Genomic DNA, 14879 nt, shown 5'->3' on the forward strand with positions numbered 1-14879 from the left:
AGTCCCGGGTCTACCGTGACCTCCATGACGGATGTGCGGCTGGATGTACGACGCAGTGGCGAGCGGTACGAGGGCGGGGACAAGGCGGCGGGGATCTCCTCCCGGCACGCCTTCTCCTTCGGCCACTTCTACGATCCCGACAACCTCCGCTTCGGCGCCGTACTCGCCTGCAACGAGGAGCGTCTCGAACCGGGCGCCGGCTTCGAGGAGCATCCGCACAGCCATACCGAGATCATCACCTGGGTCGCGGAGGGCGAGCTCACGCACCGCGACTCGGCCGGGCACGCCACCGTGGTCCGCGCCGGGGATGTGCAGCGGCTCAGCTCGGCGTCCGGTGTGCGGCACGAGGAGCGCAACGACGGGCCGGTTCCGCTGCGCTTCGTCCAGATGTGGCTGGCCCCGCTGGAGGCGGGGGGCGATCCCGCGTACGACGTCGTCCACGGCATCGCGGACAGCACGCCGTATGCCGTCCCGGCCGCGGACGCCGTGCTGCACGTCCGGCGGCTCGCGGCGGGCGAACGCACGGCGGTGCCCGACGCGCCACGGGTGTACGCGCATGTGGTGCGGGGACGGGTCCGGCTCGGCGGCGAGCTGCTGGCCGACGGCGACTCGGCGCGGATCACGGCAGCGGAGGACCTGGAGGTGCTGGCCGCGGAACCGGCCGAGGTGCTGCTCTGGGAGCTGTCAGGCTGAGCGCAGTTCCGCGAGGACCGCGTCGGTGAAGGCCGGCCACGCCTCGATCGCCCAGGGGCCGAACGCCCGGTCCGCGAGCGCGACGCACGCCGCGCGGGCGTCCGGGTCGACCCACAGGAACGTACCGGACTGGCCGAAGTGCCCGAAGGTCCGCGGGGAGGACGAACCGCCCGTCCAGTGCGGGGACTTGGCGGCGCGGATCTCGAAGCCGAGGCCCCAGTCGTTCGGGGACTGGTGGCCGTAGCCGGGCAGTACGCCCTTGAGGCCCGGGTGGACGACCGAGGTGGCCTCGGCGACCGTACGGGGGTCGAGCAGGCGCGGGGCCTGGAGTTCCGCGGCGAACCGCACCAGGTCGTCGACGCAGGAGACGGCGTCCTTGGCGGGGGAGCCGTCGAGGGTGGTGGCGGTCATCCCGAGCGGCTCCAGGACCGCCTGGTGGAGGTACTCGGTGAACGGGATGTCCGTGGCCTTGGCGATGTGGTCGCCGAGGACCTCGAAGCCGGCGTTGGAGTAGAGCCGGCGCTCGCCGGGGGGCCCCATCACGCGGTGCTCGTCGAAGGCGAGGCCGGAGGTGTGGGCGAGCAGGTGGCGCACGGTGGAGCCGTCGGGTCCGGCCGGCTCACCGAACTCGATCGCGCCCTCTTCGTACGCGACGAGCGCCGCGTAGGCGGCGAGCGGCTTGGTGACCGAGGCCAGCGGGAACCGCTGCGAGGTGGGCCCGTGCGCCCCGGCGACGGTCCCGTCGGCGCGTACGACGGCGGCGGCCGCGGTGGGTACCGGCCAGTTCTCGATCATCCGCAGGCTGTCCATGCGTACGAGACTAAAGGGTCAGCCGGATCGCCGGACCGGGGGTGCGGGCGAAGCCGAGCGAGGTTCGCTTGCTTCGAGTGCACTCGAAGGTCATAGCGTGGTGGACATGACCGCGACGGGCTACAGCATCAGCGAGGTCGCCGCCCTCACCGGGCTGACGGCGCACACCCTGCGCTGGTACGAGCGCATCGGTCTGATGCCGCACGTGGACCGGTCGCACACCGGCCAGCGCCGCTTCACCAGCCGCGACCTGGACTGGCTCGCCTTCGTCGGCAAGCTCCGGCTGACCGGCATGCCGGTGGCGGACATGGTCCGTTACGCCGAACTCGTCCGCGAGGGCGAGCACACCGTCGCCGCGCGGCGGGAGCTGCTGGAGCAGACCCGGCGCGATGTGCGGGCGCGGATCGCGGAGTTGAACGACACGCTCGCCGTACTGGACTACAAGATCAATACCTATGCTGACGCCCGCCCGGCGTCGGAGAGGGCATGAGTCTGATGACTGACAGGGACAGCAGGATCGCCACGGTGCGGCTCGGCACGGACGGCCCGCGGGTCGGCGTGCAGGGGCTCGGCTGCATGGGCATGAGCGAGTTCTACGGAGACACGGACGAGGCGGCGGCGCGCGACACCCTGGAGGCGGCGCTGGAGGTGGGCGTCACGCTCTTCGACACCGCCGACATGTACGGAAGCGGCGCCAACGAGCGGTTCCTCGCACCCTTCGTCGCCGCGCACCGCGACGAGATCACTCTGGCCACGAAGTTCGCGGTCGAGCGGTCCGACGACGCGCAGGTCCGGGGTATCCGCAACGACGCCGCCTACATCCGCCAGGCGGCCGAGGCCAGCCTGCGGCGGCTGGACGTCGACGTCATCGACCTCTACTACATGCACCGCCGGGACCCGGACGTCCCGCTGGCCGAGTCCGTCGGCGCGATGGCCGAACTCGTCCAGCAGGGCAAGGTACGGCAGCTGGGGCTGAGCGAGGTGACCGGCGCGGAGCTGCGCGAGGCGCACGCCGTGCACCCGATCGCGGCCCTGCAGTCGGAGTGGTCGCTGTTCAGCCGCGACGTGGAGCGCAGCGCGGTGGGCGCGGCGGCGGAGCTCGGCGTGGCCTTCGTGCCGTACTCGCCGCTCGGCCGCGGCTTCCTGACCGGTTCGTTCGCGGACGCCGGCAAGGACCTCGCCGAGGGCGACTTCCGGCGGTACCAGCCGCGCTTCACGGGCGACAACGCCAGGACGAACGCGGCGCTGCTGGAACCCGTCCACAAGATCGCCGCGGCGCACGGCGCGACGGCGGCGCAGGTGGCCCTGGCGTGGGTGCAGCAGCGGGCCGAGGTGCACGGGCTCACGGTGGTCCCGATCCCGGGCACCCGCAGGCGCAGCCGCCTGCTGGAGAACGCCGCGGCCACCCGGATCACCCTGACCGCGGACGAACTGGCCCTTCTGGAACCGATAGCGGCCCAGGTGGCGGGCGACCGCTACCCGGACATGTCCTCCACGGCAACGGCCCGCGAGTAGCGGAAAGGGGCTCACGCCCCAGGTGCGGGGCCGGGGTTACAGCTCTGCCAGGAGTTCGGCCTTCTTCGTGGTGAACTCCTCGTCCGTCAGCAGGCCCGCGCCGTGCAGTTCGCCCAGGTGCCGGATGCGTTCGGCGATGTCCGCCGGGTCGCGGCGGGCGGGGGACGCGGCGGGGAGTGCGGCGCCCCGGTCCCGTACCGCACGCAGTACGGCCGCCGCGAACGGCAGCGACTCGTGGACCGGGCCGTAGCCGAGCCCGAACACCACGGCCGCCGGGTCCTGGTCCGCCTGGGCGGGCCGGGGCGGCATCGCGGGGCCGACGCCCTCGCGCCGGACCAGCCGCAGGTGGCCGTCGAACACGTCGGGGGAGCGCCACTCGACTCCGCTGAGCGTGGAGACCGGGAAACTCTGGTCGCCCGCCTTCCACTTGGCGGAGGACGCGCCCGTCCAGAACCACCGGAAGGTCACCTGCGACCCGTCGAAGGACGCCTTCCCGTCGTACGCCTTGAAGTGCTGCGGGGCGCTCGGCGCCGGAACCAGGAAGCGGTCGGCGGGCGAGCCGTCTTCGGCCGGGATCAGGGCGCGCAGCTCGTCCGCGTAGTACTCGGCGAGCGTCTCGCGCTCGGCCGGCAGGACGAGCCGGTACGGGTCGCAGCTCTCCCGCAGCTGGCCGGCCGCGGCCTCCATCAGCGGATCGGCGCCCGCTCTCGGTACCGCGCGCAGCACCACCGTGCCCCGCTTGCCGGGGGCGAGGGTCACAGCCGCCAACGCCTCGTGGGGGATGCGCCGTTCGCCGAGCGCCTGGAAGAGCCTCGGCGTGCGGATCCCCCGTTCGAAGCGGATGAGCACGGAGTCCGCGTCGAACTCCCAGGCGGCATGAATTCCGGCCAGCACATCACCCATGCGGCTCATCGTATGCGGCGCGTGCACCGGCGTCCCCCTTGCCACCGGCCGCGACTTCCGCGCCCGCGGGCGGTCTCTACGCGCGTCAGATGCCTTCCGCGCCGTAAATTCCGCTGCCGCACGCCGTATTGGCGCTCGCGCAGGTCACCGTGGCGTACGAGCCGACGCCGATGCGCGCGAGGTTCGCGAGGCTCCCGGTGTGCGGCTCGAAATAGCCGGCGTGGCCCGTCGCGCCGTCCGCGGACAGTATCCGCGCGCCGAAGGCGGGGGTGACCGGGTCGGCGCCGTGGCCGAGTCCGCCGACCGCCAGGTAGGGCACGTCGCCGATCCAGTCGTCGGCGTCGCGCATGGCCCACACCCGAGCCCGCGTCCCCAGCTCCGCGGCCTTCTCGACCCGCATGCCGGGGCTGCCCGCGACCGCGATGTCCGTGACCCGGGCAGGTAGCTCGGCGGCGGCGACGCCGCACACCACGGAGCCGTAGCTGTGGCAGAAGAGGGCGACGCTCGGCCGGCCGGGCAGGGCTCCGACCAGGGAGGCGAGCCGCTCCGCGCCGTCCGCGGCGAGCCGGCCGATGGCCGCGTCCATGCCGAGGCCGACGGGCGCGGTGTAGTCGGCCCACGCGATGACGGCGGTCCTGGTGCGGGGGCTCGCCGAGCGCTCGGCCGCGTACAGCGACTGCGCCATGCCGACCGGTGCGGCGTAGCGGCGCCGGGTCTTCTCGAAGGTCAGCAGGTTGGTGTCGACCCCGGGCACGACCACGGAGACCCGCTCGGCGCGGTCGAGATCGCCGAAGACCTCGGCGGCCCGGCCGGCCCCGGTCGGGTCGAAGGACAGGATCTGCCGGCCGCCGCGCAGGAGTGACTCGATACGGTGCTGCCGGCGCCCGGCCTCGTGCCGTCCGGCGGGCGACAGCCGCGGATCGCGGGCGCGCCGCTCCTCCTTCTCGCGGGCCATGGCGAGCGCCTGCCGGTTGGCCCGGTAGCGCAGGGTGACCGGAGCGCCGTCCAGATTGCCGACGACCAGGGGATGCCGGTCGGCGAGCCGGGTCTGCTGGTGTCCGCCGAGGCTGTCGAAGAAACGGTCCACCGCGTCCGGCGGCGACAGCGCGTCCGGCAGGTCCCGTCCGTCTATCGAACCGCGCTCCCACTCCGCGAGTGCGGCCGGGCGGGGCGAGCTGTCGACCCGCTGGTGGCGTACGGCCGTCCAGCCGGTCGTCGCCAGCATCACGAAGACCACGGCGAGGGCGAGCAGCGCGCGCCACAGGATGAGGGTGGGGGAGGGGTCGGAGTAAGTCACTGCTGGACACCCTAGGAGACGTGCGCCGGAGTCCACGCATCCGGTGACCGAGGTCACGTTTCCCCGGGGGTGATCAGGGAAGTTCGGGGTACTGCATCCGGGATCGCGTCACTCTTCGTGCGTGGCGGTCCCGTCCGGCGTACGCCAGTTCGCCGTGAGCGAGGGTCCGAGATGGTCGAGGTAACTCGCCGTCAGACCCCGGATCGCCTCCATGCTCGCGTCCTCGCCCTGCCCCCACAGGCGTCCGGTCACCCGCATCACCCCGCTGAAGGCCGCGACCGCGATGCGAGGACGCGGGTCGGTGTCCACGTCCAGGCCCTCGCGGACCGCGATCAGCCTGGCGATCTTCTCCTCCAGCTCGGTCGAGCGGCGCAGGTGTACGGCGAGGAGGGCGGGCGTCGACTCGATCAACTGGTAGGTGCGCATGTGCAGTTCGAGCGGCACCACCTCGGAGATGGCCTCGCCGATGGTGTCCCACGAGCTGAGGACGGCGTTGCGCATCGCCTCGAAGGGGCCCTCCGCGGCGGGCCGTTCGAGCAGCGAGGTGTAGAAGTGCGACTCGACCAGATCCTGGACCGCGAAGGCGGCCTCTTCCTTGTTCGCGAAGTAGCGGAAGAACGTGCGCTGGGAGACCTCGACCGCGCCGGCGATCTCGTCGACGGTCGTCTCCTCGTATCCCTTGGTGGTGAAGAGTTCGAGCGCCACGCGCAGCAGCGCGTCGCGGGTGCGCTGCTTCTTGAGCTCGCGCAGCCCGTGCGGTGGGGCCGCCGGCTGGTCCGTCATCACCGCATGGTCCTCTTCTCGCCACTTCGGCTGGCTCACGATACCTGTGAGCGACGTGACAGTTACCGACTCATGAATCAGTTTGTCAATTGTCAGTCGCTGTCACTAGCCTCGTTGGTATGACTAGTCAGATCACTGCCGTCGACAAGGCGCCGGAACCCCCCGTTGCCGGGCCGGCCAAGGGGCTGCGCGGCCATCCCTGGTTGACCCTGGTGGCCGTCGCGGTCGGCGTGATGATGGTCGCGCTCGACGGCACGATCGTGGCCATCGCCAATCCGGCCATCCAGAGGGACCTGGGCGCCTCGCTCGCCGACGTCCAGTGGATCACCAATGGCTATCTGCTGGCCCTCGCCGTCGCCCTGATCACGGCAGGCAAGCTCGGTGACCGCTTCGGCCACCGCCAGACCTTCCTGATCGGCATCGCGGGCTTCGCCCTCGCCTCCGGCGCCATCGGCCTGTCCGACTCGATCTCCCTGGTGATCGCCTTCCGCGTCCTCCAGGGACTGTTCGGCGCGCTGCTGATGCCGGCCGCGCTCGGCCTGCTGCGCGCCACGTTCCCCGCCGAGAAGCTGAACATGGCCATCGGCATCTGGGGCATGGTCATCGGCGCCTCGACCGCGGGCGGCCCGATCGTCGGCGGCCTCCTGGTCGAACACGTCAGCTGGCAGTCGGTGTTCTTCATCAACGTGCCGGTCGGTGTGGTCGCGCTCGTCTTCGGCCTGGTCATCCTCCGGGACCACCGCGCCGCGAAGGCGCCGAGGTCCTTCGACGTCCTGGGCATCCTGCTGCTCTCCGGCGCCATGGCGTCCCTCATCTGGGGGATCATCAAGGCCGGTGAGTCGTGGGGCTGGGGCAGCGCCAACACCTGGGGCTTCCTGGCCGGTGCGGCCCTGCTCTTCATGCTCTTCGCCTTCTGGGAGACCAAGGTGAAGGAGCCGCTCATCCCGCTGGGCATGTTCCGGTCCGTGCCCCTCTCCGCCGGTGTCGTGCTGATGGTCCTGATGGCTTTCGCCTTCATGGGCGGCCTGTTCTTCGTGACGTTCTACCTCCAGGGCGTCAAGGGCCTCAGCCCGGTCGACAGCGGCCTGCACCTGCTGCCGCTGACGGCCATGATGATCGTCTCCTCGCCGCTCGCCGGCGCGCTGATCACCAAGTTCGGCCCGCGCATCCCGCTGGTCGGCGGCATGGTCTGCACGGCCGCCGCGATGTTCGGCATGATCACTCTTTCGACGGACACCGGCACGCTCGCGACGTCCCTCTGGTTCGCCCTGCTCGGCCTCGGCCTCGCGCCGGTCATGGTCGGCGCCACCGAGGTCATCGTCGGCAACGCCCCGCTGGAGCTCTCCGGGGTCGCGGGCGGCCTCCAGCAGGCCGCGATGCAGGTCGGCGGCGCGCTCGGTACGGCCGTACTGGGCGCCGTCATGTCCGCGAAGGTCAGCGCCGACTTCGCCGGCAACTGGCAGGCGGCCGGCATTCCCGGCCCGGCCGATCCGGGACTGGAGCAGGCCGCCGAGTTCGGCATCGTTCCGGCCGAGCTCGGCAAGGCCCCGGGGATGACGCCCGACCTGACCGACCGGATCGGCGGAGTCATCCACGACACGTTCATGTCCGGCATGGGACTGGCGTTCACGGTGGCGGGCGTGGTCGCGGTGATCGCCGCGGTCGTCGCGCTGTTCACCAAGCGCGGACTGAACGCCGACGCGGGCGCGGGCGCCGCCCACATCTGATGCGGACCCCCGGCGCCGTCCCGGCGTCAACTCCGTACGTACGACAGCCCCGCCCGGCGGTTCCGGCGGGGCTGTCGCCTATCCGGGTGGACCCGGCCGGGAGGGGCTTCCGCCGGTGCAGCCGGGCAGGTCAGGGTGCGGACAACTGATCCGTACGACCACGGGGGTTGATCCGTATGCGACGCGTGACCGTCACAGCCGCTGCCGCACTTGTCCTGGCCACCACCGCACTGCTGCCGCAGGAGGCCCGCGCCGCCGCCTCGCCGCCCCGGCTCGGGGCCTGCGGGGCGGGCCAGCTCTGTGTCTGGGCGAAACCGGACTTCAAGGGCGCCCGGCAGACGTACGAACTGACCGGCGTCGACGTCGAGAGCTGTGTGCCCCTCCCGGCGGGCACCACCGCACAGGCACTCGCGAACCGCACCGGCCGGCCCGTCACCACCTACCAGTCCGCCGAGTGCGCGGAGACGGGTGAGTTCGAGACGTACCCGGGCGGCGGCACGTGGCTGCCCCAGTCCCCGTACCAGATCAGGGCGTTCAAGGTCTGGGAGAGCTGAACGGGGGCTGCACCGGCCGCTCCGGGGCCGGAGCCGGTGCCGCCTGAGCGGGCAGGTGCGTGGCTCCGGAGAGCCGGCCGACCTCCGCGCGCAGCGCCTTGACCTCCTCGGTCAGGGCGGCGATCGCGGCGGTCTGCCGGCGCTCCTCCACGTCGTCCCGCTCGAAGCGGGCGATGAACCAGGCGGCGATGTTGGCGGTGACCACACCGAGCAGGGCGATGCCGGAGAGCATCAGCCCGACGGCGAGCACCCGGCCGAGCCCGGTGGTCGGCGCGTGGTCCCCGTAGCCGACCGTCGTCATCGTCGTGAACGACCACCACACCGCGTCGCCCAGGTTCTTGATGTTGCCGCCCGGCGCGTCCCGTTCGACGCTGAGCACGGCCAGCGAGCCGAACATCAGCAGTCCCACCACCGAGCCGGCGACATACGTGGTCAGCCGAATCTGCGGGGCCATCCTGGCCCGCCGCCCGACCAGCATCAGCGTCGCGACCACGCGCAGCAGCCGCAGCGGCTGGATGAGCGGGAGCAGCACCGCGAGCAGGTCCAGCCAGTGGCTGCGTACGAAGAACCACCGGTCGCGCGTGAGCGCCAGCCGCACCAGATAGTCGGCCGCGAACGCGCCCCACACCACCCATTCGGTGACCGTGCAGGCGCTGAGCACCGCGGCATCGGCGTCGGGCGCGACGATCGGCACGGCGTAGGCGATGCCGAACGCCACCGCGAGCGCCAGCAGCGGCGTCTGCGTACGCCGCTCCCACCGCATCTGTGCTGGTTGCTGCTTCATGAGCCGCATCGTAAAGCGCCGAGGGGGGGGGGGGGGGGGGGGGGGGGGGGGTACCCCCCCCCCCCCCCCCAACCAACGAAAACACCACCAACCACCCCCCCCAAACCAACCACCCCCCCCCCCCCCCTTTTTTTTTCTTTTTGTCTTCGGATACCTGATGGGAAGGTGTGGGGGGGACGCGGCCCTCGTTTCCCCCCCTTCCCCTCACCTCACCCAGCCAGCAGTGCCGAGCTACGCGTCGCCGCCCGCGGCGCCCGGGTCCGCCGCCGCCACGTTCAGCAGCTGGTAGCGGTCGACGGCCGTCTTCAGCACCGAGCGGTCGATCCTGCCCTCCTTGGCGAGCTCGGTGAGCACCGCCAGGACGATCGACTGGGCGTCGATGTGGAAGTAGCGGCGCGCCGCACCCCGCGTGTCGGCGAAGCCGAAGCCGTCCGCGCCGAGCGAGGTGTACGAGCCGGGGATCCAGCGCGAGATCTGGTCCGGGACCGAGCGCATCCAGTCCGAGACCGCCACGAACGGACCCTCGGCGCCGGAGAGCTTCTGCGTCACGTACGGGACGCGCTGGTCCTCCTCCGGGTGGAGCAGGTTGTGCTCCTCCACCTCGACGGCCTCGCGGCGCAGCTCGTTCCAGGAGGTCGCCGACCAGACGTCCGCCCTGACGTTCCACTCCTCGGCGAGGATCCGCTGCGCCTCGACGGCCCACGGCACGGCGACACCGGACGCCATGATCTGCGCCGGGATCTCACCCGACTCGCCCGCCTTGAAGCGGTGGATGCCCTTGAGGATGCCGTCGACATCCACGTCGGCCGGCTCGGCCGGGTGCTGGATCGGCTCGTTGTAGACGGTCAGGTAGTAGAAGACGTCCTCGGCGTCGGGGCCGTACATCCTGCGCAGACCGTCCTTGACGATGTGCGCGATCTCGTACCCGAAGGCCGGGTCGTACGCGACGCAACCCGGGTTGGTCGAGGCCAGCAGCTGCGAGTGGCCGTCCGCGTGCTGCAGCCCCTCACCGGTCAGGGTCGTACGGCCGGCGGTCGCACCCAGTACGAAACCGCGCGCGAGCTGGTCGGCCATCTGCCAGAACTGGTCACCGGTCCGCTGGAACCCGAACATCGAGTAGAAGACGTAGACCGGGATCAGCGGCTCGCCGTGCGTCGCGTACGCCGAACCGGCGGCGATCAGCGACGCGGTGCAGCCGGCCTCGGAGATGCCGTCGTGCAGCATCTGGCCGGTCGGCGACTCCTTGTACGCGAGCAGCAGCTCACGGTCGACCGACTCGTACTGCTGGCCCAGCGGGTTGTAGATCTTCGCGCTCGGGAAGAACGCGTCCATACCGAAGGTGCGGTACTCGTCCGGGGCGATCAGCACGAAACGCTTGCCGATCTCCTTGTCCCGCATCAGGTCCTTCAGGATCCGGACGAAGGCCATGGTGGTGGCGATCGACTGCTGGCCCGAGCCCTTCTTCGCGGCCGCGTACGTCTTCTCGTCGGGCAGCACCAGCGGCTTCGCGCGCACCACACGGGTCGGGACGTACCCGCCCAGGCCCTTGCGGCGGTCATGCATGTACTGGATCTCTTCGGAGTCCCGGCCCGGGTGGTAGTACGGCGGCGCGCCGTTCTCCAGCTGCTGGTCCGTGATCGGGATGTGCAGCCGGTCGCGGAAGCGCTTGAGGTCCTCGACCGTCAGCTTCTTCATCTGGTGGGTCGCGTTGCGGCCCTCGAAGTTCGGGCCGAGCGTCCAGCCCTTGACCGTCTGCGCCAGGATGACGGTCGGCTGTCCCTTGTGGGCCTTGGCCGCCGCGTACGCCGCGTACACCTTCTTGTGGTCGTGACCGCCGCGGCCGAGGTGCAGGATCTGCTCGTCGGTCATGTTCGCGACCATGGCACGCAGCCGGTGGTCGTCGCCGAAGAAGTGCTCGCGGATGTACGCGCCGGTCTCGGTCGCGTACGTCTGGAACTGGCCGTCCGGCGTGATGTTCAGCTTGTTGACCAGGATGCCGTCGCGGTCCTGCGCGAGCAGCGGGTCCCACGAGCGGTCCCAGACCAGCTTGATGACGTTCCAGCCGGCGCCGCGGAACTGCGACTCCAGCTCCTGGATGACCTTGCCGTTGCCGCGCACCGGGCCGTCGAGGCGCTGGAGGTTGCAGTTGACGACGAAGGTCAGGTTGTCGAGCCCCTCGCGGGCGGCGATGGACAGCTGCCCGAGCGACTCCGGCTCGTCCATCTCGCCGTCGCCGAGGTACGCCCATACGTGTGACTTGGAGGTGTCGGCGATGCCGCGCGCCTCCATGTAGCGGTTCATCCGGGCCTGGTAGATCGCGCCGATCGGGCCGAGGCCCATCGAGACGGTCGGGAACTCCCAGAAGTCCGGCATCAGCCGCGGGTGCGGGTAGCTGGAGAGGCCGTACGGGGCCTTCGACTTCTCCTGGCGGAACGCGTCGAGCTGCTGCTCGGAGAGCCGGTCCAGCAGGTAGGCGCGCGCGTAGACACCGGGGGAGGCATGCCCCTGGAAGAAGATCTGGTCGCCGCCGTCGCCCTCGTCCTTGCCCCGGAAGAAGTGGTTGAAGCCCACGTCGTAGAGGGAGGCGGAGGACGCGAAGGTGGCGATGTGGCCGCCGACGCCGATGCCCGGGCGCTGAGCGCGGGAGACCATGACGGCCGCGTTCCAGCGGGTCGCGTTGAGGACCTTGCGCTCGATCTCCTCGTTGCCGGGGAAGAAGGGCTCGTCCTTGGTGGCGATGGTGTTGACGTAGTCCGAGCTGCGCATCTCGGGCACGGCCACGCGCTTCTCGCGCGCACGCTCGATCAGGCGGAGCATCAGGTAACGGGCGCGTTCACGGCCACGCTCGTCCACGGCGGCGTCGAGGGAGTCGAGCCACTCCTGGGTCTCCTCGGGATCGAAGTCCGGGACTTGACTCGGAAGGCCGCCAATGATGATCGGATTGCGATCGGATCCGGAAGCCACGCTGTTCCTTCGCTGTCAGGTCGTGCTCTGCACGCCAATGGATTCGTCGTCCTACGGGGTTCTACGAGCGGTAGTACGGGGGTGTCGCGCCGCCTCCCATCGTGTACCGCGGGGGACGGAAACGTCACCTCTACCGAGGGGTAACCACGGACGTGACCGGCCAAATCGCAACCTTACGCCCAACAGGTTTATCTGGTTCGTAAGGCCGTTCGCACTCGAATGGCGTACCGATGGTCCGGGAGGTGGCAAAGCATCCCAAAGGGGGGTGAGGTGGATCACTGGAACGTGCTGGAACCGTGCCTGGAGTTGCGGCGACACGGCCGTAAACGTCACCGTTTCGGCGGTCTCGGGGGCCGGGTACTTGCGCGATCCGCCGCGCCCGTGTGGACTACGCCCAATGCTGCGCGTACGCGCGTGGCTGAAGGCAATCCCCAAAACATGATCAGGAGGCAAGCCGTGAGCGCGACCGCGGACCACGCGGAGGAGCGGACCAACCCTGCCGCGAGGCTGGGTTTCCAGCCCGAGCAGGTGGTCCAGGAGATCGGCTACGACGACGATGTCGATCAGGAGCTCCGCGAGGCCATCGAGGAACTCATTGGCACCGAGCTCGTCGACGAGGAGTACGACGATGTGGCCGATGCAGTGGTGCTGTGGTTCCGAGAGGACGACGGTGACCTGACGGACGCGCTGGTCGATGCCACCCAGCTGATCGAAGAGGGCGGGCCGCTCTGGCTGCTCACCCCCAAGACCGGCCGCGACGGGTACGTCGAACCGAGCGACATCAACGAGGCCGCGCAGACCGCGGGCCTGTCCCAGACCAAGAGCGTGAACGTCGGCAAGGACTGGAACGGCAGCCGTCTGGTGACCCCCAAGGCGGCCAAGTCCGGCAAGCGCTGAGCCGCAGGCTCCGCCCAGAGCGACGAGGGGCCCCCGCCGACACCTGTCGGAGGGGGCCCTTTGCGTACCCTGGATCTCCCAACGGCCCAGTGAAGGGATACGCGACTCATGGCGATCGAGGTCGGCGCGATCGAGGTCGGCGACAAAGCACCGGACTTCGAGCTCAGGGACAACCACGGCGCGACCGTGCGGCTCTCGGACTTCAAGGGCGAGAAGAACGTGGTGCTGCTCTTCTACCCGTTCGCCTTCACCGGCGTGTGCACGGGCGAACTGTGCGCCCTGCGCGACGAGCTGCCGAAGTTCGTCAACGACGACGTCCAGCTGCTCGCCGTCTCCAACGACTCGATGCACACCCTGCGCGTCTTCGCCGACCAGGAGGGCCTGGACTACCCGCTGCTGTCCGACTTCTGGCCGCACGGCGAGGCCTCGCGCGCGTACGGGGTCTTCGACGAGGAGAAGGGCTGCGCGGTGCGCGGCACCTTCATCATCGACAAGGACGGTGTGGTGCGCTGGACCGTCGTCAACGCGCTTCCCGACGCGCGGGACCTGAACGAGTACCTCGCGGCGCTCGACACCCTGTGAACCTTTCTGAAGAGGGTGTTTCGGCGGGGAACCGGTCACTAGGATCGGCACGTTGATCCGAATACCACGCACGACGGGGCCCAGCCCCTCGAAACCTATGGAGGACTCGTGGGAGTCAGCCTCAGCAAGGGCGGCAACGTCTCGCTGACCAAGGCCGCCCCCAACCTGACGGCGGTCATCGTCGGTCTGGGCTGGGACGCTCGTACCACCACCGGTGGCGACTTCGACCTCGACGCCAGCGCGATCCTCACGAACGACGCGGGCAAGGTCGCCAACGACTCGAACTTCGTCTTCTTCAACAACCTCAAGAGCCCGGACGGCTCGGTCGAGCACACCGGTGACAACCTCACCGGTGAGGGCGAGGGCGACGACGAGGTCATCAAGGTGAACCTCGCCGGCGTGCCGGCCGACGTCGCCAAGATCGTCTTCCCGGTCTCGATCTACGAGGCCGAGAGCCGCCAGCAGAGCTTCGGCCAGGTGCGCAACGCCTACATCCGCGTCGTGAACTCGGCGGACAACAACGAGCTGGCCCGTTACGACCTGAGCGAGGACGCCTCGACGGAGACCGCGATGGTCTTTGGCGAGCTCTACCGCAACGGGGCGGAGTGGAAGTTCCGCGCCATCGGCCAGGGCTACGCCTCGGGCCTGCGCGGCATCGCGCAGGACTTCGGCGTCAACGTCTGAGCAGGCCGTATTCCGTCCGGCGCCGCACTCCGAGTGCGGCGCCGGACGTGCCTGTGCATCCACACCGCCAGCTGGGGAGGACATAGATCATGGGCGTCACGCTCGCCAAGGGAGGCAATGTCTCCCTCTCCAAGGCCGCACCGAACCTCACCCAGGTGATGATCGGGCTCGGCTGGGACGCGCGCTCCACCACCGGGGCCGACTTCGACCTCGACGCCAGCGCCCTGCTGTGCAACGCGGGGCGCGTCCTGGGCGACGAGTACTTCGTCTTCTACAACAACCTCAAGAGCCCGGACGGCTCGGTCGAGCACACCGGTGACAACCTCACCGGTGAGGGCGACGGCGACGACGAGTCGATCCTGCTGGACCTCTCCAAGGTGCCGGCCAACGTCGACAAGATCGTCTTCCCGGTCTCGATCCACGAGGCCGACAACCGCGGTCAGACCTTCGGCCAGGTCACCAACGCGTTCATCCGGGTGGTGAACCAGGCGGACGGCCAGGAGCTGGCCCGCTACGACCTCTCCGAGGACGCCTCCAGCGAGACGGCGATGATCTTCGGCGAGGTGTACCGCTACGGCGGCGAGTGGAAGTTCAGGGCGGTAGGACAGGGGTACGCGTCGGGGCTGCGGGGCATCGCCCTAGACTTCGGAGTCAACGTTTCGTAAAGCCGCGCACGGCGCGGGGGA

The 14879-nt window shown here is 70.2% G+C and carries 15 protein-coding genes; 9 read left to right on the plus strand and 6 right to left on the minus strand.

Going from position 1 to position 14879, the window contains the following annotated elements:
- The first annotated feature begins 24 nt into the window (after nt 1–24).
- On the plus strand, nt 25–693 hold the full coding sequence (locus tag ACWV17_RS10180; protein ID WP_455359371.1) for a pirin family protein: 669 nt from the start codon (nt 25–27) through the stop codon (nt 691–693).
- On the opposite strand, the gene ACWV17_RS10185 is transcribed toward ACWV17_RS10180, so the two are convergent.
- Nucleotides 685–1503, minus strand: a complete 819-nt coding sequence (locus tag ACWV17_RS10185; RefSeq protein ID WP_455359372.1) for a serine hydrolase domain-containing protein — start codon at nt 1501–1503, stop codon at nt 685–687. The genes ACWV17_RS10180 and ACWV17_RS10185 overlap by 9 nt on opposite strands.
- 106 nt (nt 1504–1609) lie before the next feature.
- Here ACWV17_RS10185 and ACWV17_RS10190 point away from each other — a divergent pair, with 106 nt between their 5' ends.
- Nucleotides 1610–1993 (plus strand): MerR family transcriptional regulator, encoded by a 384-nt coding sequence (locus ACWV17_RS10190; RefSeq protein WP_455359373.1) that lies wholly within the window; start codon nt 1610–1612, stop codon nt 1991–1993.
- A 5-nt stretch (nt 1994–1998) separates the two neighbouring features.
- Nucleotides 1999–3018 (plus strand): aldo/keto reductase, encoded by a 1020-nt coding sequence (locus tag ACWV17_RS10195; RefSeq protein WP_455359453.1) that lies wholly within the window; start codon nt 1999–2001, stop codon nt 3016–3018.
- A gap of 36 nt (nt 3019–3054) precedes the next feature.
- On the opposite strand, the gene ACWV17_RS10200 is transcribed toward ACWV17_RS10195, so the two are convergent.
- The 3 genes from ACWV17_RS10200 to ACWV17_RS10210 form a co-directional block, all read right to left on the minus strand.
- Nucleotides 3055–3930: a DUF4429 domain-containing protein gene (locus ACWV17_RS10200; RefSeq protein ID WP_455356290.1), complete on the minus strand. Its 876-nt coding sequence runs from the start codon at nt 3928–3930 to the stop codon at nt 3055–3057.
- A 76-nt stretch (nt 3931–4006) separates the two neighbouring features.
- The gene (locus tag ACWV17_RS10205; protein WP_455359374.1) at nt 4007–5218 is read right to left on the minus strand and encodes an alpha/beta hydrolase; all 1212 of its coding nucleotides are present in this window, start codon (nt 5216–5218) and stop codon (nt 4007–4009) included.
- 108 nt (nt 5219–5326) lie between these two features.
- Complete coding sequence (locus ACWV17_RS10210; protein WP_455359375.1) at nt 5327–6001, minus strand: TetR family transcriptional regulator; 675 nt, start codon at nt 5999–6001, stop codon at nt 5327–5329.
- 119 nt (nt 6002–6120) lie between these two features.
- On the opposite strand from ACWV17_RS10210, the gene ACWV17_RS10215 reads away from it, so the two are divergent.
- Both ACWV17_RS10215 and ACWV17_RS10220 read left to right on the plus strand, forming a co-directional pair.
- Nucleotides 6121–7728: an MFS transporter gene (locus ACWV17_RS10215; protein WP_455359376.1), complete on the plus strand. Its 1608-nt coding sequence runs from the start codon at nt 6121–6123 to the stop codon at nt 7726–7728.
- 176 nt (nt 7729–7904) lie between these two features.
- Nucleotides 7905–8282 (plus strand): peptidase inhibitor family I36 protein, encoded by a 378-nt coding sequence (locus ACWV17_RS10220; RefSeq protein WP_455356270.1) that lies wholly within the window; start codon nt 7905–7907, stop codon nt 8280–8282.
- Here the strand turns inward: ACWV17_RS10220 and ACWV17_RS10225 are convergent.
- The gene (locus tag ACWV17_RS10225; protein WP_455359377.1) at nt 8263–9066 is read right to left on the minus strand and encodes a potassium channel family protein; all 804 of its coding nucleotides are present in this window, start codon (nt 9064–9066) and stop codon (nt 8263–8265) included. The two genes, ACWV17_RS10220 and ACWV17_RS10225, sit on opposite strands and share 20 nt — an antisense overlap.
- Before the next feature lie 231 nt (nt 9067–9297).
- Nucleotides 9298–12030 carry a pyruvate dehydrogenase (acetyl-transferring), homodimeric type gene (aceE, locus tag ACWV17_RS10230; RefSeq protein ID WP_455359378.1) on the minus strand — a complete coding sequence of 911 codons (2733 nt, stop codon included), beginning with the start codon at nt 12028–12030 and terminating at the stop codon, nt 9298–9300.
- Between the two features lie 456 nt (nt 12031–12486).
- Between aceE and ACWV17_RS10235 the strand changes: the two genes are divergently transcribed.
- From ACWV17_RS10235 to ACWV17_RS10250, 4 genes are all read left to right on the plus strand, one after another.
- Nucleotides 12487–12927 (plus strand): DUF3052 domain-containing protein, encoded by a 441-nt coding sequence (locus tag ACWV17_RS10235; RefSeq protein ID WP_455356273.1) that lies wholly within the window; start codon nt 12487–12489, stop codon nt 12925–12927.
- 108 nt (nt 12928–13035) lie between these two features.
- Nucleotides 13036–13509 (plus strand): peroxiredoxin, encoded by a 474-nt coding sequence (locus ACWV17_RS10240; protein ID WP_455359379.1) that lies wholly within the window; start codon nt 13036–13038, stop codon nt 13507–13509.
- Between the two features lie 108 nt (nt 13510–13617).
- The gene (locus ACWV17_RS10245; RefSeq protein WP_254373981.1) at nt 13618–14193 is read left to right on the plus strand and encodes a TerD family protein; all 576 of its coding nucleotides are present in this window, start codon (nt 13618–13620) and stop codon (nt 14191–14193) included.
- Between the two features lie 89 nt (nt 14194–14282).
- Entirely contained in the window at nt 14283–14858 is a 576-nt protein-coding gene (locus ACWV17_RS10250) for a TerD family protein (protein ID WP_455359380.1), read from the plus strand.
- Nucleotides 14859–14879: the final 21 nt, after the last annotated feature.

This window comes from Streptomyces mabaensis (assembly GCF_053763515.1).